The sequence below is a fragment of the Micromonospora sp. HB375 genome (assembly GCF_017872985.1).
GTDB lineage: Bacteria > Actinomycetota > Actinomycetes > Mycobacteriales > Micromonosporaceae > Micromonospora > Micromonospora chalcea.
Map to the genome: position 1 here is coordinate 5,964,221 of NZ_JAGGJO010000001.1, position 19,976 is coordinate 5,984,196.

Annotated in this window: 20 protein-coding genes; 9 read left to right on the forward strand and 11 right to left on the reverse strand. The window is 74.1% G+C overall.

Annotated elements, in window-relative coordinates:
* Nucleotides 1-158 precede the first annotated feature (158 nt).
* On the forward strand, nt 159-2,102 hold the full coding sequence (locus J3R08_RS26355; protein WP_374102392.1) for a glycosyltransferase family 39 protein: 1,944 nt from the start codon (nt 159-161) through the stop codon (nt 2,100-2,102).
* Here the strand turns inward: J3R08_RS26355 and J3R08_RS26360 are convergent.
* Nucleotides 2,077-3,666 carry a PAS domain-containing sensor histidine kinase gene (locus tag J3R08_RS26360; RefSeq protein WP_064447882.1) on the reverse strand — a complete coding sequence of 530 codons (1,590 nt, stop codon included), beginning with the start codon at nt 3,664-3,666 and terminating at the stop codon, nt 2,077-2,079. The genes J3R08_RS26355 and J3R08_RS26360 overlap by 26 nt on opposite strands.
* A gap of 25 nt (nt 3,667-3,691) precedes the next feature.
* A complete protein-coding gene (locus tag J3R08_RS26365; RefSeq protein ID WP_069087353.1) occupies nt 3,692-4,720 on the reverse strand; it encodes an SIS domain-containing protein in 1,029 nt (342 codons plus the stop codon).
* Between the two features lie 184 nt (nt 4,721-4,904).
* Here J3R08_RS26365 and J3R08_RS26370 point away from each other — a divergent pair, with 184 nt between their 5' ends.
* The gene (locus J3R08_RS26370) at nt 4,905-6,503 is read left to right on the forward strand and encodes a tetratricopeptide repeat protein (protein WP_209963105.1); all 1,599 of its coding nucleotides are present in this window, start codon (nt 4,905-4,907) and stop codon (nt 6,501-6,503) included.
* A 224-nt stretch (nt 6,504-6,727) separates the two neighbouring features.
* On the opposite strand, the gene J3R08_RS26375 is transcribed toward J3R08_RS26370, so the two are convergent.
* Nucleotides 6,728-8,320: an MDR family MFS transporter gene (locus tag J3R08_RS26375; protein ID WP_064447883.1), complete on the reverse strand. Its 1,593-nt coding sequence runs from the start codon at nt 8,318-8,320 to the stop codon at nt 6,728-6,730.
* 119 nt (nt 8,321-8,439) lie between these two features.
* Here J3R08_RS26375 and J3R08_RS26380 point away from each other — a divergent pair, with 119 nt between their 5' ends.
* Complete coding sequence (locus J3R08_RS26380) at nt 8,440-9,015, forward strand: TetR/AcrR family transcriptional regulator (protein ID WP_064447884.1); 576 nt, start codon at nt 8,440-8,442, stop codon at nt 9,013-9,015.
* A 6-nt stretch (nt 9,016-9,021) separates the two neighbouring features.
* Here J3R08_RS26380 and J3R08_RS26385 read toward each other — a convergent pair whose 3' ends face one another.
* The gene (locus J3R08_RS26385; RefSeq protein ID WP_064447885.1) at nt 9,022-9,534 is read right to left on the reverse strand and encodes a GNAT family N-acetyltransferase; all 513 of its coding nucleotides are present in this window, start codon (nt 9,532-9,534) and stop codon (nt 9,022-9,024) included.
* Nucleotides 9,531-9,746, reverse strand: a complete 216-nt coding sequence (locus tag J3R08_RS26390; protein WP_043328500.1) for a biotin/lipoyl-binding carrier protein — start codon at nt 9,744-9,746, stop codon at nt 9,531-9,533. Before J3R08_RS26390 ends, J3R08_RS26385 begins: the two co-directional genes overlap by 4 nt.
* A gap of 238 nt (nt 9,747-9,984) precedes the next feature.
* On the opposite strand from J3R08_RS26390, the gene J3R08_RS32895 reads away from it, so the two are divergent.
* Entirely contained in the window at nt 9,985-10,059 is a 75-nt protein-coding gene (locus J3R08_RS32895; protein ID WP_369752275.1) for a 50S ribosomal protein bL37, read from the forward strand.
* 83 nt (nt 10,060-10,142) lie between these two features.
* On the opposite strand, the gene rsrA is transcribed toward J3R08_RS32895, so the two are convergent.
* The 5 genes from rsrA to J3R08_RS26415 all read right to left on the reverse strand — a co-directional run bounded on the left by rsrA (nt 10,143) and on the right by J3R08_RS26415 (nt 13,488).
* Nucleotides 10,143-10,430 (reverse strand): mycothiol system anti-sigma-R factor, encoded by a 288-nt coding sequence (gene rsrA, locus J3R08_RS26395; protein WP_043330951.1) that lies wholly within the window; start codon nt 10,428-10,430, stop codon nt 10,143-10,145.
* A gap of 2 nt (nt 10,431-10,432) precedes the next feature.
* Entirely contained in the window at nt 10,433-11,239 is an 807-nt protein-coding gene (locus tag J3R08_RS26400) for a sigma-70 family RNA polymerase sigma factor (RefSeq protein WP_043328498.1), read from the reverse strand.
* A 228-nt stretch (nt 11,240-11,467) separates the two neighbouring features.
* Nucleotides 11,468-12,079: an alpha/beta family hydrolase gene (locus J3R08_RS26405; protein ID WP_209963108.1), complete on the reverse strand. Its 612-nt coding sequence runs from the start codon at nt 12,077-12,079 to the stop codon at nt 11,468-11,470.
* 96 nt (nt 12,080-12,175) lie between these two features.
* Nucleotides 12,176-12,568: a WhiB family transcriptional regulator gene (locus tag J3R08_RS26410; protein ID WP_030503699.1), complete on the reverse strand. Its 393-nt coding sequence runs from the start codon at nt 12,566-12,568 to the stop codon at nt 12,176-12,178.
* Nucleotides 12,569-12,780: 212 nt separating this feature from the next.
* On the reverse strand, nt 12,781-13,488 hold the full coding sequence (locus tag J3R08_RS26415) for an SOS response-associated peptidase (protein ID WP_104114250.1): 708 nt from the start codon (nt 13,486-13,488) through the stop codon (nt 12,781-12,783).
* Between the two features lie 102 nt (nt 13,489-13,590).
* On the opposite strand from J3R08_RS26415, the gene aroA reads away from it, so the two are divergent.
* The 5 genes from aroA (at nt 13,591) to J3R08_RS26440 (ending at nt 18,651) form a co-directional block, all read left to right on the forward strand.
* A complete protein-coding gene (aroA, locus tag J3R08_RS26420) occupies nt 13,591-14,892 on the forward strand; it encodes a 3-phosphoshikimate 1-carboxyvinyltransferase (protein WP_209963109.1) in 1,302 nt (433 codons plus the stop codon).
* A gap of 204 nt (nt 14,893-15,096) precedes the next feature.
* Entirely contained in the window at nt 15,097-15,990 is an 894-nt protein-coding gene (gene rsgA / locus J3R08_RS26425; RefSeq protein ID WP_231915597.1) for a ribosome small subunit-dependent GTPase A, read from the forward strand.
* 55 nt (nt 15,991-16,045) lie between these two features.
* Nucleotides 16,046-16,738 carry a DUF6348 family protein gene (locus J3R08_RS26430; protein ID WP_043328492.1) on the forward strand — a complete coding sequence of 231 codons (693 nt, stop codon included), beginning with the start codon at nt 16,046-16,048 and terminating at the stop codon, nt 16,736-16,738.
* A gap of 68 nt (nt 16,739-16,806) precedes the next feature.
* Nucleotides 16,807-17,625, forward strand: a complete 819-nt coding sequence (hisN, locus tag J3R08_RS26435; RefSeq protein ID WP_064447890.1) for a histidinol-phosphatase — start codon at nt 16,807-16,809, stop codon at nt 17,623-17,625.
* A gap of 60 nt (nt 17,626-17,685) precedes the next feature.
* Nucleotides 17,686-18,651: a hypothetical protein gene (locus J3R08_RS26440; RefSeq protein ID WP_176722743.1), complete on the forward strand. Its 966-nt coding sequence runs from the start codon at nt 17,686-17,688 to the stop codon at nt 18,649-18,651.
* Here J3R08_RS26440 and J3R08_RS26445 read toward each other — a convergent pair.
* Nucleotides 18,534-19,802, reverse strand: a complete 1,269-nt coding sequence (locus tag J3R08_RS26445; RefSeq protein WP_209963111.1) for a glycosyltransferase — start codon at nt 19,800-19,802, stop codon at nt 18,534-18,536. The two genes, J3R08_RS26440 and J3R08_RS26445, sit on opposite strands and share 118 nt — an antisense overlap.
* Nucleotides 19,803-19,976 lie beyond the last annotated feature (174 nt).

The window sequence follows — 19,976 nt, forward strand, 5'->3', positions numbered from 1 at the left end:
TGGTCGACACCGCCGGTTCCCGTCCACCCCCGCCACCGCACCGTTGATCATGAAGTTGGCGGGGGCAAAAGGGACGGTGAGTGCCGTCAACCTCATGATCGACGGGGCGGGGGCCGGGGTGGGGTGGGGTGGGGTGGGGTGGGCCGGGTGGGTGGGAAATGGGGGAGCTGGGGGGTGAGCGGGAGCGGGCGTGTGACGCTGCGGGGGTGAGGAGGTTCGGGCCCGCGTCTGTTCGCGCCCTTCCCGGCTGGGCGGTGTGGGTGACGCCGGGGCTGCTCACGCTCGTGGTGACGCTGGCCGGGATCGGGCACGCCCAGCCGTGGCGGGACGAGCTGGCCACCTGGAGCGCGGCCACCCGCCCGCTATCCGACCTGGCCCGGATGACCCGCACCATCGACGCCGCCACCGGGCCGTACTACCTGCTCATGCACGGCTGGACGGCGATTGCCGGCACGTCGCCGACGGCGCTGCGACTGCCCTCCGCGCTCGCCATGGCCGTGGCCGCCGCGCTCACCGCCCGCCTCGGCGCGGTGCTGGTCGGCCGTCGCGCCGGGCTGCTGGCCGGACTGCTGTTCGCGGTCCTGCCGGTCACCTCGAGGTACGGGCAGGAGGCCCGCCCGTACGCCCTAGCCACGCTGCTCGCCGTGCTGGCCACGCTGCTGCTGGTCGAGGCGCTGCGCCGGCCGACCTGGCGACGCTGGGCCGGGTACGCCGCTGCGGTCGCCGCGCTCGGCCTGCTCCACCTGGTCGCGCTCACCCTGCTCGCCGCGCACGCCGTGGTGGTGCTGCTGACCGCCGCACATGGCCCTGCGGGGGTCGTCGATCGGCCCGGCCAGTCCCGAGCCCAGATGCCCGACGCGAGCCGGCCACGCCGCAGACACCTGTGGCGTTCCACCCAGCCACGAGATCGAGCGCGAGTGGAACACCAAGGGTGTCACGACGCCCCGCAGACACCCACGGCGTTCCACCCAGCCACGAGATCGAACGCCGGTGGAACGCCACGGGTGTCACCGCATCCCGGGAGCAGGGAGCATGGCACGGACGCGCCGGAAGCGGAACCGCAGAACGTGACCGGCGAGGCTCGGGAGACGCTGGCCGGGTGGCTGCTGGCGCTGGTGCCGGCCGTCGTGCTCGTCACCCCACTGGCACTCGTCGCCCGGGGGCAGCGCGGTCGACAGCTCGACTGGGTCGACCCGGCGCGCCTGCCCGACCTGGCGGCGCTACCAGGTGCGCTGGCGCAGAGCGGCGTCGTCGGCGGTTTCGTGCTCGCGCTCGCGGCGCTCGGCGTGGCCCGGCTGGGTCGCCGGGCGCTGCTGCCGGCCGCCGCCGTGCTGCTGCCGGTGCTGCTGATGTTCGCCGCCGGAACGATGGTGCCGCTCTGGGTGACCCGCTACCTGGTCTTCACCGTGCCGTTCGCCTGCGTACTGGCCGGCGCCGCGCTGGCTGCCGCGCGGGTCACTCCCGCACCGGCCCGAACGCCGGCAACAGCAACGCCCGCTGAAGCAACGCCCGCTGAACCGGCGCCCGCTGAAGCAACGCCCGCTGGACCAGCGCGCACGGCGACACCCGCCGCAGCCGGCCGCACTGCCGCGCCCACGGAAGCAGAGCAAGGGCCGACGTCGCCGCGCGGACGGGTCGCGGCGGGAATCGCGGTGGTGGTCCTGGCCGGGCTGCTCGGGTTGCCCGATCAGGCGGCGCTGCGCCGCACCCACGAGTGGCCGCGCAGCGCACCCGTCGACTACGCGGGCGCGGCCGGGATCATCCGCGCCGGGCAGCGGCCGGGCGACGCGATCGTCTACTCGCCCCGGGACGGCTGGCTGTTCCCGGATCTCGGCATGGCGTACCACCTGGGGTCGAGGCTGCCACGCGACGTGCTGGTGGTCCGCGACCAGCGTCAGGACGCGAGCCTCTGGGCCGTGGAGTGCGACGACCCGGCGCGGTGCCTGGCCGGGGTGGACCGGGTGTGGCTGGTGGTCACCGGCCGACGCGCGGACCCGTTGGCGGCGGTGCCGGGTGCGAAGGGCGACGCGCTGCGCGCGGGCTACACGGTGCGGCAGGTGTGGCCGCGTCCGGGGATCACAGTGGCCCTGCTCGTCCGGTGAGGCGGTCGGTGGTGCCGCGGGCCAGCGGTACGACGATGGCCGCCTCGGTGCCGCCGTCGGCGCCGTTACGCAGCTCGATGGTGCCGCGCAGCTCGCCGGTGACCAGCGCCCGGACGATCTGCAGGCCCAGGTTGCCGCCGCGCTCGGCGTCGAACTGCTCGGGCAGCCCCCGGCCGTTGTCGGTCACCGTGACGTGCAGTTGCTTGCGCGCCCGGTGCGCGGAGACCACAACCTCGGGCCGGGGCGCGGAAACCCCCGCCTCCGGCCGGGGCACGTCCACAGGAGGAGCGGCCGCCTCCTCCTCGGCCGACGGGAAACCGTGCTCGACGGCGTTGAGCAGCAGCTCGTTGAGCACCATCACCAGCGAGGTGGCGATCTCGGCGGGCAGGACGCCGAACGTGCCGCGGCGGCGCATGCCGACGCTCACCTCGGTGGCGGCGACCTCGGTGGCGGCGCTGGCCACCCGGTCCACGATGCCGTCGAACTCGACCGCCTCGTCGCTGGACATGGAGAGCGTCTCGTGCACCAGCGCGATCGAGGCGACCCGGCGTACCGATTCCTCCAGCGCGACCCGGGCCTCGGGCATGGAGACCCGCCGGGCCTGCAGGCGCAGCAGCGCGGCGACGGTCTGGAGGTTGTTCTTCACCCGGTGGTGGATCTCCCGGATGGTGGCGTCCTTGGTGATCAGGGCGCGGTCGCGGCGGCGTACCTCGGTGATGTCGCGGACCAGCACCAGCGCGCCGATCGGCACTCCGGCGGGCATCAGCGGCAGCGCCCGGGTGAGCATGGTCGCGCCGCGGGCGTCGATCTCCCGCCGGGGCGGCGCCTCGCCGCGCAGCGCGGCGAGCACGGCGTTGCCCGCGTCGGTGCCTTCGAGGGGGTCGCCGGCGAGCCGGCGGTGCAGCTTGGCCAGGTCCTCGCCGACCAGGTGGGAGGCGTAGCCGAGGCGGCGGTACGCGGACTGGGCGTTCGGGCTGGCGTAGGTGACCTTGCCGTTGGCGTCGAGCCGCACCAGGCCGTCGCCGACCCGGGGGGCCGACGTGGTCTCGCCGGGGTGCCGGGGCGGCGGGAACGTGCCGTCGGCGATCATCTGGGCCAGGTCGTCGGCGGTGGTGAGGTAGTTCAGTTCCAGCTGGCTCGGGGTGCGCGCGGTGGACAGGTTGGTGTCCCGGCCCACCACGGCGATCACCTCGCCGGCTTCACCGTCGCCGGTGCGCAGCCGGACCGGGATCGCCTCGTGGCGGGCCGGGACGTCGCCGTACCAGACCGGGTCGCCCTCGCGCCAGATCCGTCCCTGCCGGTAGGCCACCTCCAGGTGGGCCACCTCGGCCCCGCCGACGATCCGCCCGACCTGGTCGTCCAGGTAGGCGGTCGGGGCGGTGGTGGGACGGACCTGGGCCACGCAGAGGAACGTGCCGTCGCCGTCCACCGGCACCCAGAGCAGCAGGTCGGCGAAGGACAGGTCGGACAGCAGCTGCCAGTCGCCGGCGATCCGGTGCAGGTGGTCGATGTCGGCCGGGCGGAGCGCGGTGTGCTCCTCGGCGAGGTCACGGAGGGTGGACACGCCACACAGCGTGCCACGCCGGGCCTCACATCGTCGCCGTGACCTTCTTCAAGCCGCGCGGCGCGTCCGGGTCCTCGCCCCGGGCCAGCGCCAGGGCCAGGGCGAGCCGTTGCAGCGGCAGGATGTCGAGCAGCGGCGCGTACCGCTCGTCGACCTCGGGCACCGCCATCCGGGTCTCGCCGACCTCGGCGGAGCCGACCACCACCACGTCGGCGCGGCGCTCGCCGAGGCGGGGCAGCACCTCGCGCATCGACGTGCCGCCGGGGCCGGAGCCGACGACGGCGAGCACCGGTACGTCCGGGTCGGTCATGGCGAGCGGGCCGTGCAGCAGGTCGGCGCCGGAGAAGGCGAGCGCCGGCAGGTACGAGGTCTCCATCAGCTTCAGCGCCGCCTCGCGCGCGGTCGGGTACGCGTACCCCCGGCCGGTGGTGACGAGCTGGGCGGCGAACCGGTAGCGCGGCGCGAGCCGGGCCGGGGTGTCGTCGGCGAGCGTCTGCGCGGCCAGCTCGGGCAGCCGGCTCAGCGCGGCGCGCTCCTCGGCGGGCAGCACGCCGTCGCCGGCGCGTACCCCCTCGATCAGCATGAGCAGCGCGAGCAGTTCGGCGGTGTAGGTCTTGGTGGCGGCGACCGCCCGCTCGTGGCCGGCGGCGATGTCCACGCTCAGCTCGGCGGTCTCGACCAGCGGCGAGCCGGGGTTGTTGGTGACGGCCAGGGTGAGCGCGCCGGAGGCGCGGGCAACCCGCAGCACTTCGGCGAGGTCGGGCGAGCCGCCGCTCTGGCTGACGCCGACGACGAGCGCGTCGGAGAGGTCGGGCCGGGCGCCGAAGACGGTGATCGCGCTGGGCGAGGCCAGTCCGGCGGGCAGTCCGAGGCGGATCTCGGTCAGGTAGGCCGCGTAGAGCGCGGCGTGGTCGGAGGTGCCCCGCGCGGTGAACACCACGTGCCGGGGGCGCCGCTGCGCGACGACGGCCGCGACCTCGGCGATCGCCGCGGCGTGCTCGGCGGAGAGCAGACGCTCGTAACCGGCCGGCTGCTCGTCGATGTCGGCGGCCATACCGGCCCCTGCTCGCGTCACTCCAGACCTCCTTCTGCGCGTTTCTCGCGCGTTCGATGCTCAGTCTTGCACGTTTCAGCAGCCTCAATCAACGCAACGAGCAGGAGTGCGCAGTGGATCACTAATTGACGGAAGATCCCCTAGGCTTGCCCGGCTGACCGACCCCGACCGGCGGAAGGACGACGTGCCCGAGGACGACGCCGCGCTCTCGGCGGAGGAGGAACTCGCGCTGGCCCGGCTGGCGCTGGGCGAGGGCGACCTGCGGCACGCCGCCGACCACATCGCCGCCGCGCTGGTCCGCTCCCCCACGCTGCCCGAGGCGCACGAAGCGCTCGCCCGGCTGGACGCGGCCAGCGGCGGCGACCTGGACCTCTTCCCGCTCGGCCAGCAGGCGTTCGTCGGCGCCGTGGTGGCCCGCGCGCACCTGCTCGCCGCCGCCGGCCGGCCCGCCGAAGGGCTCGACCTGCTGGCCGCCGCCACCGGCTACGCGCCCGCCGCGCCGTGGGCCGCCGTACCCTGGGTGACCGCCACCGACCTGCCGGAACGCCTCGACCCCGAACGCACCGCCCGGATCCTCATGCAGGTCTGCGCGGCGGCGCCCGACCCCGCGCCGCGCCGGCTGCGCGAGCCGCTGGCGCCGTACCTCACGCTGGCCCGCAACGCGATCACCGTGCATCCGGCCCACCCGCTGCTGCTGGGCGCGGCGTCCGCGCTGGCCCGGCGCCTCGGCGAGGTCACCCTCGCCGTCACCTGGGCCACCCGGGGGGTACGCGCACAGCCCACCAAACTCGGCGAGGTGTGGCTCGGGTACGCGTACCGCAGCGCCGGCCGCACCGGCGAGGCGCTGGCGGCGCTGGAACGGGCTGTCGCGCGCGACCCCGACGACCTCGCCGTCTACGCGGACATCGCCGGCACGCTCGCCGACAACGGCCGGCTCGACGCGGCGCTGGGCTGGATCGACCGGGCGCTGGCGAAGGACCCCACCTTCGACTGCGCCGTGCACACCGCGCACCGGCTGCGCTACCTGCGCGACGGCGACGTGGACCACCTGGTGGCGCTCGCCGATTTCGTCCGGGAACATCCGGACGACACGCACGAGCACGGCGACCTCGCCGAATGCTGCCGGGGGCGGCCCTGGCTGGGTCAGGTCACACCGGCAGACGACGATTTCCCGTCCCCCGACGGGCCCGCCCCCTCGGCAGCCGCGGTACGCCGCCTCCAGCACCTGGCGCACCCGGCGTGGGCGCACCCCCCGGCCGCGTACGACGCCGCCGTCGGGCTGGCCACACTGGACCTCGCCGACCTGCTCGCGCTGCTGGCGCACCCGCCGGAGGCACCCGCCACCGCGCTGGGCCGCGTGCTCGGCGGGCAGGACCCGGCACTGTGGAGACGCTGCGCGCAGGTCTGGGCCTGCCTCGGCCTGCTGCACCACCGCACCGACGAGCCGTGGGAGTCGTCGACCCGGCGGCGGGTGCTGCACGAACTGGCCACCGTTCCCGGCCCGGCCGCCGAGGCGGCGCTGTTCGCCCTGGTCACCGCCGCCTGGGTGGACCCGGCCACCCGCGCCGACGTGGCCGCCGTGGTGGCCGGGCGGCTCACCGAGGTGGCATCCGGCGCCGCCCGGCGTACCCCGGTGGCGGTGTCGCTCGCCTATCTGGCGCGGGCGACCCCGGCCCTCGACCCGGCCGCCCGCGCCACCGCCGACTCGCTCATCGCCGGCGCCGGCGGAGGCCCGCTGCGCCGCCTCTGGCGACGCCTCACCGCCCTGTTCCGCAGAGGCTGAGCGCCGGGACCGTTCCGGGGCCCCATTTCCGGCCGGCTCCCCGGCCCCCACCACCCAGCCGAGCGCCGCCACTTCGCCGAGGTGGCGCGATCAACTGCCCTCCGACCCCACCACTCCCCCGATGTGGCGGGCAGCGGGCGGAAGGCACCGGGTGCCTCGCTGGAGTGGAGACGCGGCGGCCCCGCGTACCCCCGGGGTGGGGGCGCGGGGCCGCGGCGGGTGAGTCAGGCGACGGGGGCCTTGCCGAGCGCGGCCTCGGCCTCGTCCTCCGGCGTGGGGCCGGCCGGCCGCACGTCGTTCGTCGCGCGCAGCGGCACCTCCTTGATGAACCAGGCGAGCACCGGCACGGCCACGGTGAAGAGGACCGCCCAGAAGAAGACGTGCGAGATGGCGTCGGCGAGGCCGCCGAGCACCGCCTCGCGCATCGGGCCGGTGAGCTTCTTGAGGGCTTCCAGGTTCATCGCGCCGCCCTCGCCGCCACCCGAGCCCGCGAACGCGGGGCCGGCCGCCGAGTCGGCGAGACGGTTGGCGAAGATCGCGCCGAAGAGGGAGACGCCGAACGAGCCGCCGATGGACCGGAAGAACGTGGCGGCGCCGCTGGCGGCGCCGAGGTCCTTCTGCTCGACGCTGTTCTGCGCGATCAGCATCGAGGTCTGCATCAGGAAGCCCATGCCGACGCCGAGCACGACCATGTAGAGCGAGGACTGCGCCTTGCTGGTGTCCACGTCGAGCAGGCTGAGCAGGCCCATCCCGGCGGCCATCACGACGCCGCCGACGATCGGGAAGGCCCGGTAGCGGCCGGTCTTGGTGATCGTCCGGCCGACCACGAGCGAGACCACGAGCATGCCGAACATGAGCGGGAGCAGCAGCAGGCCGCTGTTGGTGGCCGAGGCGCCCTGGACGGTCTGCTGGTAGAGCGGCAGGAAGTTCATCGCGCCGAACATGGCGAAGCCGAGCAGGAACCCGATCACCGAGATCAGCGCGAAGTTGCGGTTGGCGAACAGGCTCAGCGGCAGGATCGGCTCGGGCGCGCGCCGCTCGACGAGAGCGAACACGCCGAGCGCGGCCACCGCCAGCACGGCGAGGCCGAGGATCTGCGGCGAGGCCCAGTCGTACTGGTTGCCGCCCCAGGTGGTGACCAGCACGATCGCGGTGATGCCCACGGACAGCAGCGCCGCGCCCAGCCAGTCGATCTTGTGCTCGGTACGGTACTTCGGCAGGTGCATGGTGGTGGCCAGGACCAGCAGCGCCACGCCGCCCAGCGGCAGGTTGACGTAGAACGCCCAGCGCCAGGAGAGGTTGTCGGTGATGAAGCCGCCGACCAGCGGCCCCGCGACCATGGCGATGGCCATGATGCCGGCGATCATGCCCTGGTAGCGGCCCCGCTCGCGGGGCGGCACCAGGTCACCGATGATCGCCATGACGCCGACCATCAGGCCACCGGCGCCGAGGCCCTGCACGGCGCGGAACGCGATCAGCTCGATCATGCCGCTGTCGGCGCCGCCGAAGACGCCGGAGCCGGACATGCCGCACAGCGCCGAGCCGACCAGGAACACGACGACGGCGGTGAGGAAGACGGCCTTGCGTCCGTAGAGGTCGCCGAGTTTGCCCCAGATCGGCGTGGAGACAGTAGTGCCCAGCACATACGCGGTGACCACCCAGGTGAAGTGGTCGGCGCCCCCGAACTCGAAGACGATCCGCGGCAGCGCGGTGCTGACGATCATGTTGTCGAGCATCGCGAGCATCATCGCGATCATCAGGCCGAACAGGACGACGCGGATGTTCGGTCTCGCGACGACCGGGGCTTGTTGACTCATCGGTAGGCTCCCCCGCAGATCATGTGATCAACTTACTTGCCGCCCGGCTAGTTGACTTACTAGCCGGACGGTAAGCTGATGAAGGTCGGACGTCAAGCGGATTGGAAGGAAGTCGGCTGGTGAGGGAGACCACAGGAGGCACACGGCAGCGCATCCAGGCCGTCGCCTTGGAACTCTTCACCGAGCAGGGCTACGAGAAGACGTCACTGCGGGAGATCGCCGAGCGGCTCGGCGTCACGAAGGCGGCGCTTTACTACCACTTCAAGAGCAAGGACGAGATCGTCACCAGCTTCGTCGACGACCGGCTGCGCCGGATGGACGAGCTGATCGCCTGGGCCGCCGACCAGCCACCCACCCTGGCGACCCGGCGCGCCCTGCTCGGGCGGTACGCCGACAGCATGTTCGCCGGCGACCTGCCCCAGGTGATGCGCTTCTTCGAGCAGAACCAGACGGTGCTCAAGAGCCTGGTCGCCGGCCAGCAGATGCGGGACCGGATGATGCGGCTGGCCCACGAGCTGTGCCGGGGTGACGACTCGCCGGCCGCCCAGCTGCGCGCCACGCTGACGCTGTTCGCGGTGCACACCAGCTGGTTCGCGGTCCGCGCGCCCGGCATCACCGACGACGAGCGGAAGCGGATCGCGCTCGAGGTGGCCGACGAGCTGCTCGCCAAGATCGGCGAGACCGGCCAGGGCTGAGCCGGTTCAGCCCGCCGCGGTCAGGTCCAGCCGCAGACCGAGCAGGTCGATGCCGGGCAGCGGCGACCAGTCCTTCTCCGGCAGCCGGACGAACCCGAGCCGCTCGTAGAGGCGGTGCGCGTTCGCCGCCATCCCGGCGCGTACGCAGATCACCACCGCCGTGCAGCCCAGCTCCGTCGCGCGCGTCACGCACGCGGCCGCGAGCGCGGCGCCGGCGCCCCGGCCCTGCGCGGCCGGATCCACCGCGAGCATCCGGAACTCCGCCTCGCCCGGGCCGGCGAGTTCGGCGTACGGGGTGCCGGGCAGCACGAACGTCACCGCGCCGAGCACCTGGCCGGTGGTGTCGTCGACGGCCACCAGCACCTCGCCGGTCTGGGCGCGGGTGGCCACGTCGGCGAGCACCGGCGCGTACCCGCTCTCGTCCTTGAGCTGGCCGTCCGCCTCGTACGCGGCCACAGTCAGCCGCGCCACGGCCGGGAAGTCCGCCGGCTCGGCGCGGCGCACCAGCAGGGCGGTCAACCGATCTCCGCGATCAGGTCGCCGTCCTGCACCACGTCTCCCTCGTTGACGGCGAGGCGCTGCACCACGCCGTCGGACTCGGCGACCACCGGGATCTCCATCTTCATCGACTCCAGGATGACGAGCGTGTCGCCCTCGGACACGGTGTCGCCGGCCGACACCACGACCTTCCAGACGTTCGCCACCATCTCGGCGCGGATCTCCTCGGCCATCTTCCGGCCCTCCCTCTCCCCGACGACTCCCCGACAGTCCTGCGAACGGTATCCAATCATGACGCCGGTCACGCCGGGCCGCGCACCACCGGGCACGCGATGCGCCCCACCGCGCTCCGGCGGGCTGCGTCGGCACTAGCATCGTGCGGGTCGGCCACCGGCGAGCCGGGGAGCCACACCGCGACCTCCGCCGCGGCCAGCCGCGGACGGAACCGTGACCAGCACAAGGAGGCAGAGCATGGCGAAGAAGGCCCGCAAGAAGAAGGCCCGGAAGAAGAGCAGCGCCAACCACGGCAAGCGCCCCAACTCCTGATCATCGGGAGCAGCGCGGCACCTGCCGGAAACGCGTGACGGCCCGGGTCCGATCATTCGGACCCGGGCCGTTCCGTCGCTTGTTCAGTCGGCCAGTTCGCGGGACTCGGTGGTCTCGAAGACCACCAGCTCGGTCAGCCGCAGACGCAGCCGCTCACGCAGCTTCTCCGGCGCCGAGTCGTTGCCGCAGCACCGGGCCACGAGCGCCTTGACCTCCTGCTCGATGCCGTACTCGCGCAGGCACGGCCCGCACTCGTCCAGGTGGTGCCGGATCAGCAGCCGGCGCTCCTCGCCGCACTCCAGGTCGAGGTAGAGGTAGACCTCGGCGAGCACCTCGCGGCAGTCCGTCTCGTGCGGTTGTCCACAGCTCACGGTCACACCTCCCGGCTGGCGGCGGCGGTCGAACCCTTCTTCGACGAGGCGGCGCTGAAACCGCGCTCCGCCGCGTACTGCTCGAGCAGCTTCCGCAGATTACGTCGGCCACGGTGCAGACGGGACATCACGGTGCCGATCGGCGTGCCCATGATGTCGGCGACCTCCTTGTAGGAGAAGCCCTCGACGTCGGTCAGGTAGACGGCCAGGCGGAACTCCTCCGGCAACTGCTGGAGGGCCTCCTTGACGTCGCTGTCCGGGAGCCGGTCGAGCGCCTCCGTCTCGGCCGAGCGCAGGCCGCTGGAGGTGTGCGACTCGGCCTCGGCGAGCTGCCAGTCGGTGATCTCCTCGGTCGGCGCCTGAATGGGCTGCCGCTGCCGCTTACGGTAGGTGTTGATGTAGGTGTTGGTCAGGATCCGGTAGAGCCAGGCCTTCAGGTTCGTGCCCTGCTCGAACTGGTGGAAGGCGGCGTACGCCTTCAGGTACGTCTCCTGAACCAGGTCCTCCGCGTCGGCCGGGTTGCGGGTCATCCGCAGACCGGCGGCGTAGAGCTGGTCGACGAAGGGCATAGCGTCCCGCTCGAAGCGGGCCCTGCGCTCGTCCGTCTTCTCGGTGGTCAACCGCACATCCCCTCGCGTCGGATGCTTTCCCGCTGAGGATACGCGTACCCACTTTCCGGCAGATTCACTTCCGGAGTCTGTGCCGGTGCTCACGACCGACGCCGCGGGCCACTCCGGCGCGTCGAGCAGCCGCCTGAGCTGCCGCTCGTCCCGTTCGTCCCGTTCCCGGCTCCGTGTCTGTATCGGCACCGGTCACCCCCCTCGCGCTGGCACTGTCGTCGTCCACAGGGAGGTAACGCGAGGTACGGGGTGCGGCATTCCACCGGTCCCACCCGATCCTGGCCCCGGCGGCGGCCGCGACCGCCGCTGGGACCAGGAAGGGCCTGGGAGGGTGGCCCCGGCGCACCCGAACCGGGCGGCCGGCACCAACCGGTGCAACGACCCGCCGCGGGCGACGGTCACGGCGCGCGCCGTCGCTCAGGACAACCATCCGTGTACGCGCAGCCAGTCCCGGACCACGGCGGCCGTGCCGGCCGGGTCGCCCCGCAGGTCGTGCCGCTGTCCCGGCCGGACCACCACCTCGATCCCCGGGCCGGGTTCGGGCACGCCGAACGGGTCCCGGTCGCCGTTGACCACGAGCGTGGGCAGCCCGGTGAGCAGTTCCGCGGCCCGGGAGCGTTCCGGCCGGCCCGGCGGGTGCAGCGGGAACGCCAGCGCGACGACTCCGGCCGCCCCGACGGCGGCGGCGGTGCGGCAGGCCACCCGGGCGCCGCTGGACCGGCCGCCGACCACCCAGACGCGCACCTGCGGGGCGCGCCGGCGAAGCTCGGCCAGCACCGCCGTCCACGCCTCGTCGAGGTGCCCGGCGGGAGCGGGCGCGCGCCGCCCGGCGACCCGGTACGGCTGGGTCACCAGGGCCACCCCGGCCCCGGCGTCGCGCACCGCGTCCCGGACCGCCGTGAGGTCCGGCGCGTCCACGTCGCCGCCTGCCCCGTGGCCCAGCACCAGCACTGTCGCGCCGTCTGCGGGCGGGTGGAAGCGGAACCGGGCCCGTCCTCGGGGTGTGTCGAACTCGTCGTCGTGCCGCACCGGCCCATTCTGCGCGTGCCGGTCGGCCGGCAGCGCCGGGACGGGCCGAACCGGTCGTCCCCCGTGACCTGCGAACAGGCCACGGGCGACGAGGGATCAGCTCAGCGGCACCAGGGTGAGCAGGCGGTCACGCACCGGCGGGCCGGCGTCGTCGATCGCGTCCGGGTCGGGCTGGACCTCGCTGCGCCAGGCCACGAGCATGGCTCGGCGCTCGCGCGGCGTGGTGCCGCCCCAGACGCCGTGGCAGTCGCCCACCTCCAGCGCCCAGGCCAGGCAGGAGCCCTGGACGTCGCACGTGCGGCAGAGCGCCACCGCCGCGTCGGCCGGCTCGTTCGGCGCCGGGAAGAACGTCTCCGGATCGACGTTCTGACAGGTGCCTCTGGTGCGCCACGCCTCGTCCTGGCGTCGTTCGTGCAGAGCCCGCAGCAGTCGTGGGTCGCGCCGTGCCGCGGCGACCTCGTGCGGGCGGGGCATGCGTGCCCGTGTCAATACACCCACCTCCCCCGTGGGACCGGCAGAGATCTTTCAGCAAGATCGATGGGTGTCGTCGCCCCGTGCGAACCAACGCCCATCACCGGCGCTGTGTTCTATCGCATTCGCATACGTAAGGACAAGAGTCTTCAATGAAACTGACTGAACGTCCGGGCGACTTTTCCGGCGCAACCCCGGCAAACGGGGCGCGTCGATGTGGCGGAGCGTGATCAGAACAGGGTCGGCCCGGAGACCGCCTCCACGCCCTCCGGAGACACCCGCGCGATCAGCTCGGGACCGTCGTTGCGGACGTCGCCGACCGCCCGGGAGACCGGGCGGATCTCCAGCCCGGCGAGCAGGCCGGCGTCGGGCGGCGCGAGCAACCCGGCCGGGTCGTCGGCGGGGCCGAGCCAATCCGCCCAGCGATCCGGCGCCAGCAGCAGCGGCATCCGGTCGTGCACCTCGGCCAGCTCGCCGACCGCAGCGGTGGTGAGCACGCTGAACGTGAGCCGGGCCACCCCGGCCGACTCCCACACCGACCAGATGCCGGCGAAGGCGAGCACCGAGCCGTCCCGGGGCGTCATGAAGTAGGGCTGCCGCCCGCCACCGGCGAGCCGGACCCACTCGTACCACCCGTCGGCCGGCACCAGGCACCGGCGCCGGGCGAACGACGGCGCGTACGCCCGGCTGGTCGCGACCGTCTCGGCCCGCGCGTTGATCATGCGGGCGGCGCCGGCGGCGCTGCGGGACCACCCCGGCAACAGCCCCCAGCGGCCCAGGGAGAGCAGCCGGTGCCCCTCCGGAGCGAGCCGGACCAGCGGCACCGGATCGGTCGGGGCGACGTTGAAGTCCGGCGCCACCCCGCCGGTCTCGTCAGCCGAGGAGAACAGCGCGCTCAGGTCACCGGCGCTCCGGGTCGTGGCGTACCTCCCGCACATGGCGCCCACGCTAGCCCCATCCGGACGTTTCGGCTGTCCCGCCCAACGGGAGCAGCGGCCACGGACGGTTCCACCGGGCCGGGAACTTGGCAGAATGTGACCGTGGGGAATCCGATCGCTACCCGTCAGCCGCAACCGTGGACCGCGCCGACCGCCAGCGACCCGGTCGCCGCGACACTGCGCCTGCCCGGCTCCAAGTCGATGACCGCCCGGGCCCTGGTGCTCGGCGCGCTGGCCAGCGGGCCGTCGACACTGGCCCGGCCGCTGCGCGCCCGGGACACCGAGCTGATGGCCGGCGGCCTGCGCGAGCTGGGCGCGCACATGTCCATCTCCGACGACGACCGCTGGCTGGTCCGCCCGCATCCGCTCGCCGGGCCGGCGCACGTCGACGTCGGCCTGGCCGGCACGGTGATGCGCTTCCTGCCGCCGGTGGCGGGGCTGGCCGCCGGCCGGGTCACGTTCGACGGCGACCCGCACGCCCGCACCCGCCCGCTCGGCCCGCTGATCGGCGCGCTGCGGGCGCTCGGCGTCCGCATCGACACCCCGCCGACGGGCAGCCTGCCGCTCGTCGTGCTCGGCGCCGGGCAGGTGACCGGCGGCGACGTGGTCATCGACGCCTCCGCGTCCAGCCAGCTCGTCTCCGGGCTGCTGCTGGCCGCGCCCCGGTTCGACCGGGGCGTGGTGGTCCGGCACCAGGGTCCCCCGGTCCCGTCCGCGCCGCACCTGCGGATGACGGTGCAGATGCTGCGCGCCGCCGGCGCCGCGGTGGACGACACCACGCCGGACGTCTGGGCCGTCGAGCCGGGCCCGCTGTCCGGGCGGGGCTGGGAGATCGAACCCGACCTCTCCGGGGCCGCGCCGTTCTTCGCCGCCGCGCTGGTCACCGGCGGCGAGGTGACGTTGCAGGACTGGCCGCGCAGCAGCCTCCAGCCGGTCGAGCGGCTGCGGGAGCTGCTGCACCGGATGGGCGGCGAGGTGACGCTCGGCACCGACGGCCTGACCGTGCGGGGCACCGGCACGGTACGCGGGCTGGACGCCGACCTCTCCGACGTCGGCGAGCTGACCCCGGTGCTGACCGCGCTCACGCTGCTGGCCGACGGCCCGTCCCGGCTCACCGGCATCGGCCACATCCGGGGCCACGAGACCGACCGGGTCACCGCACTCGCCAAGGAGTTCACCGCGCTCGGCGCGGACATCACCGAGACCCCCGACGGGCTGGACATCCGGCCCCGCCCGCTGCGCGGCGGGACGTTCCGCACGTACGCCGACCACCGGATGGCGCACGCGGCCGCGGTGGCCGGGCTGGCCGTCCCCGGCATCGAGGTCGACGACGTGGCGTGCACCTCCAAGACCATGCCGGAGTTCCCGGCACTATGGTCGGGGATGGTGACCGGCAAGAACTGACAGCGGGGGGACGTCCTGGCGACGAAGCGGCGCGAGTACGACGAGGACGACGTCCGGGTCCGACCGGGCCGGTCGTCGCGGCCGCGTACGCGCACCCGCCCCCGGCACGCCGACGCCGTCGACGGGTTCGTCATCGCCGTCGACCGGGGCCGCTACACCTGCGTGCTGCCCGGGGCCGGGCCGGATGCCCCGCTCGTCACCGCCATGCGCGCCCGCGAGCTGGGACGCAAGTCGGTGGTGGTGGGTGACCGGGTGGGTCTGGTCGGGGACACCTCCGGCGCGCCGGGCGCGCTGGCCCGGATCGTGCGCATCGCCGAACGGACCTCGGTGCTGCGGCGTACCGCGGACGACGACGAGACCACCGCCGAGGGGCGGCTGGAACGGGTGGTGGTGGCGAACGCCGACCAGTTGGTGATCGTCAGCGCGCTCGCCGACCCGCCGCCGCGTACCGGGTTCATCGACCGCTGCCTGGTGGCCGCGTACGACGCCGACATCGAGCCGCTGCTCTGCCTCACCAAGGCCGACCTGGGCGGCCCGGAGGCGGTGCTCGGCTACTACACCGAGCTGGAGCTGCCGTACGTGCTGATCCGCCCGGACTCCGACCTGGCCGCGCTGCGGGCGCTGCTCGCCGGCCGGGTGTCGGTGATGGTGGGCCACTCCGGCGTGGGCAAGTCGACGCTCGTCAACCGCCTGGTCCCGGACGCCGCACGCGCGGTGGGCACGGTCAGCGCGATCGGCCGGGGCCGGCACACCTCGACCAGCGCGGTGGCGTTGCGGCTGCCCGCCGAGCCCGGCGCCGACGGCGACACCGGCTGGATCGTCGACACCCCGGGGGTACGCAGCTTCGGGCTGGCCCACGTGTCCGCCGAGAGCCTGCTGCACGGCTTCCCGGACCTCGTCGAGGCGACGGTGGACTGCCCGGCCAACTGCCCGCACACCGCCGACGAGGCGGACTGCGCGCTGGACGCCTGGGTGGCCGCCGGGAAGGCGGACGCGCGCCGGCTCGCCTCGTACCGCCGGTTGCTGGCCTCCCGCAGCGGCGAGGGCGACCCGCGCGAGCCGGAGCGCAACCCCGGCGATCCGCTCGCCGGGTCCTGACCGGCGTCGCCGGCCGGGCCCACGGCGCCGGGCCTCGCCGGTACGCTGACCCACCATGATCGATCCCCGGCCGACCCCACGGCCTCTGCCCGCCGAGCGGGTGCTGGAGCTGGCCGCGCCGATGCTCGCCGAGGTGGGTGGCGAGTGGCGGATGACCGACGGGCCGATGCTGCGGTCGGGATCGCTGGGCGTCCGGGTCCTTCCGCCGGACAGCGACGACTACCGCCACCTGGACCTGGAGCTCCTGCTGAACGCGGACCGGCCGGACGTGCCGACGATCGTCGACTGCACGCTCGGCCTGGCGGCCGACCCGGTCGAGGCGGCCCGTCAGGCGATCGGGGCGTGGATCGAGACCTGCCTGGTGACGGTCCTGGAGATGATCGAGCAGCGAGGGCGGCTGGCGAGCCACTTCAGGTCGGGCGACAAGGGCGGGTTCGCCGGCTGGCATGCGATCGTCGGCGGCGTGACCGGATGGTCCGCCGACGGATCGCAGCACAAGCAGGAGTGGTTCGCCGAGGCGATGCCGTGGTCGACCCTGGCGCCGGTGATCGCGGCCGGGCTGGACCGTCCACATCTCAACGGCGTTCGCATGCTGGTCGGCCAGGGTGGTGACGTCACCGAGTGCGAGGTGCGGATCAACGGCCGGCGGCACGAGCCGTCCGCCGCCGCGCTCGCCGCTCTGGACTGGCCGCGCACCGACCGTTTCGGCCTGGCACGCACCTTCGTCCTCCTGGTCGGCCCCGACTGAGGCGGTGACAGCGCTCGGGTGACGCCCCGACGACCGACGGTCGTGGTCACGCCACTAGCGTGTCCGTCATGACCGGGTACGCCGACGATCTCGCCCTCGCCCACCTGCTCGCCGACGCCGCGGACGCGGTCTCCTCGGCCCGGTTCCGCGCGCTGGACCTGCGCGTCGAGTCGAAGCCGGACCTGACCCCGGTCTCCGACGCGGACACCGCCGTGGAGCGGGAGATCCGCGCGCTGCTGGCCACCCACCGTCCCGGCGACGGCCTGCTCGGCGAGGAGTACGGCGAGCAGCCGCCGGCCGGGCCGGACGGGCGGCGCTGGGTGATCGACCCGATCGACGGCACGAAGAATTTCGTCCGGGGCGTACCGGTCTGGGCCACCCTGATCGCGCTGCTGGAGCACGACCGGCCGGTGCTCGGCCTGGTCTCCGCCCCGGCGCTGGGCCGCCGCTGGTGGGGCGCGCTCGGCGCGGGCGCGTTCGCCGGCGCCGGACCGGCGGACGGCACGCCGATCCGGGTCTCCGGCGTCACCGCGCTCGGCGACGCGAGCATCTGCTACTCGTCGCTGACCGGGTGGGAGCAGGCCGGCCGGCTGGACGCGATCCTCCAGCTCATGCGGGACACCTGGCGCAGCCGCGCGTACGGCGACTTCTACGGTTACATGCTGCTGGCCGAGGGCGCGCTGGACGTGATGGTGGAGCCGGAGCTGTCGCTGTGGGACATCGCCGCGCTGGTGCCGATCGTCACCGAGGCGGGTGGCGTGATCACGGATCTGGCCGGCCGGCCGGCCCCGGCGGGCGCGGACTCCGCCGACATCAGCGCCGTGGCCAGCAACGGCGCGCTGCACGACGACATCCTGGCCCGGCTCGGCCGTCCAGCCGAGCGCTGAACCGGGAAGAGCCTCTATCCTCGCCAGGTGGTTTCCTCCGGTTGGTGCTTCCTGGCAGCGATGATCGTCGCGTACGGCTTCGCCAACCTTCTCCAGTCGGTCGCCGCGGCGCGGACAACCGTGCACCACACGTTCGACCCGGGGCTGCTGCTGCGCCTGGCCGGGCACCGGACGTACCTGATCGGCCTGACCTGCCAGGTGGTCGGCTTCGTGCTGGCGTTCCTGGCCCGCCGCGACCTGCCGCTGTTCCTGGTGCAGGCGAGCGTGGCGGCCGGGCTCGGGGTGACCGCCGTGCTCGGCGTGCTGGTGCTCAAGTGGCGGTTGCCGGCCGCCGAGGTGGTGCTGCTGGTGCTGCTGTTCGCCGGCATCACCGCGCTGGTGCTGTCGGCCCAGCCGGCGCCGTCGCGGCAGCTCGGCACCGCCGGGCTGGTCGGCCTGGCGGTGGCGGTGTTCGCGATCGCCGGGTCCGGGTTCTTCGCCGCCCGGCTGCACGGCGCGCTCGGGTCGGTGGTGCTCGGCTCGCTGGCCGGGATGGCGTTCTCCGCCGCCGCGGTGGCGGCGCGCCCGCTCGCCTCGGCCGGATCGGTGGAGGCGTTCGTCCGCGACCCGCTGCTCTACCTGCTGATCGTCCACTCGGTCATCGGCCAGCTGCTGCTCGGCCTGGCCATGCAGCGCGGGTCGACCACGGCGGCGGTGGCCGCGATGGACGCCGCCGGGGCGGTGCCCGCGGCGATCGTCGGCCTGCTGCTGCTCAACGACAAGATCTGGCCCGGCCGGGAGTGGCTGGCCGGTCTGGGCTTCCTGGTCACGCTTGCGGCGGTGGTCGGCCTGACCCGGTACGCCGAACCGCAGCACCACCACGCCAGCGCCCGCCAGAAGGCGATAGTGGGCGCCGGGATGGTGCCGGTTCAGGCCGCCTCGACCGGTCCCCGTTCCGAGACGGCCACCTCGACCGGCGGCGTCACCTCGACCGGCGTCGGCTCGATCGGCGTGGCCGGGCGGCGACGCCCGATCACCCGCTCGTAGAGACGTTCCAGCGCGGCGGCGGTACGTTCCCACGTGTAGCTGCACCGGACCCGGTCCACCGCGGCGTGCCCGTACGCGAACCGCCCGGCGTTGTCCGACAGCAGCCGGCGCAGCGTGACCCCGAGCGTGCGTACGTCACCGGGCGGCACCAGCTTGCCGGTCACCTCGTCCACCACCGCGTCGGCGATGCCGCCCATGGCGTAACCGACCACCGGCACGCCGCAGGCCATCGCCTCCAGCGACACCCGCCCGGCCGACGCGTAGTGCGGCGTGCAGGCCACCACGTCGGCGGAGCGGTACCAGGTCGCCATCTGGTCGTGCGGCACCGCGCCGACCAGCTTCACCTGCTCCGCCACCCCGGCCCGCTCGGCCAGCTCCCGCAGCCGGCGCGCCTCGGCGTGCCCGTCCAGCCGCTCGGCCGGCGGGCCGCCGGCGATCACCAGCTCCGCGTCGCCGACCAGCCGCATCGCCCGGATCAGGTCGTCCTGCCCGTGTCCGGGGGCGAGCCCGCCGACGGAGAGGATCCGGGCCCGCTGGTCGCGGGGCGCCGCCTCGCCGTCCGGATGGAACTGGCCGGTGTCCACCCCGGTCGGCACCATCGCCACCGACGTGCGCTGCAGGCCCATCCGGGTCAGCTCGTCCACCTCGTCGTTGCACTGGGCCACCGCCACGTCCACCGCCCGGGTCAGCGCCCGTTCCAGCGGGATGCGCTCGCCCGGGCCGCCGTACCGGGGCCCGAGGTGCCGCAGCTGCTCGACGCCGAGCGAGTGGAACGTCTGCACCACCGGGATGTCCGTGGCGCGTACCGCATGGGCGGCGGCCAGCCCGCCGATCCAGTAGTGGCCGTGCACCACGTCGGGGGTCCAGTCACCGGCCCACTGCCCGGCCAGCCAGCGGCCGTACTCGGCGACGAAGGGCACCAGCTCGGCGGTGGAGAGCACGTCGGGCGGGCCGACCGGCACACGTTCCACCCGGTAGCCGTCGAGTTCGGTCAGGGCGGGCTGGGCGGCGGCGGCACGGCGCTCGTACACGCGGACGTCGTGGCCCCGGGCGGCGAGCTCCGCCGCCACGCGCGCAATGTGCTCCTGCGTCCCGACGGTGGGACCGTCGGTGGACGAGCCGGCGTGCGCGCATACAAGGCCGACGCGCATGGTGCACCTCCATGCGTTTCTCGCGTAGCGGGGTCTCCGGTCAGAGCGTCCCATTAACCCAGGTCCGGCGCGCCCAAACCTGGCAGATCGGGGTCACCGGGCCACCGCTGTCCCGCGAGCGGGACGGCCGACCGAACCCGATCACCGTCGAAATCGGTCGGCATGACCGGGCGG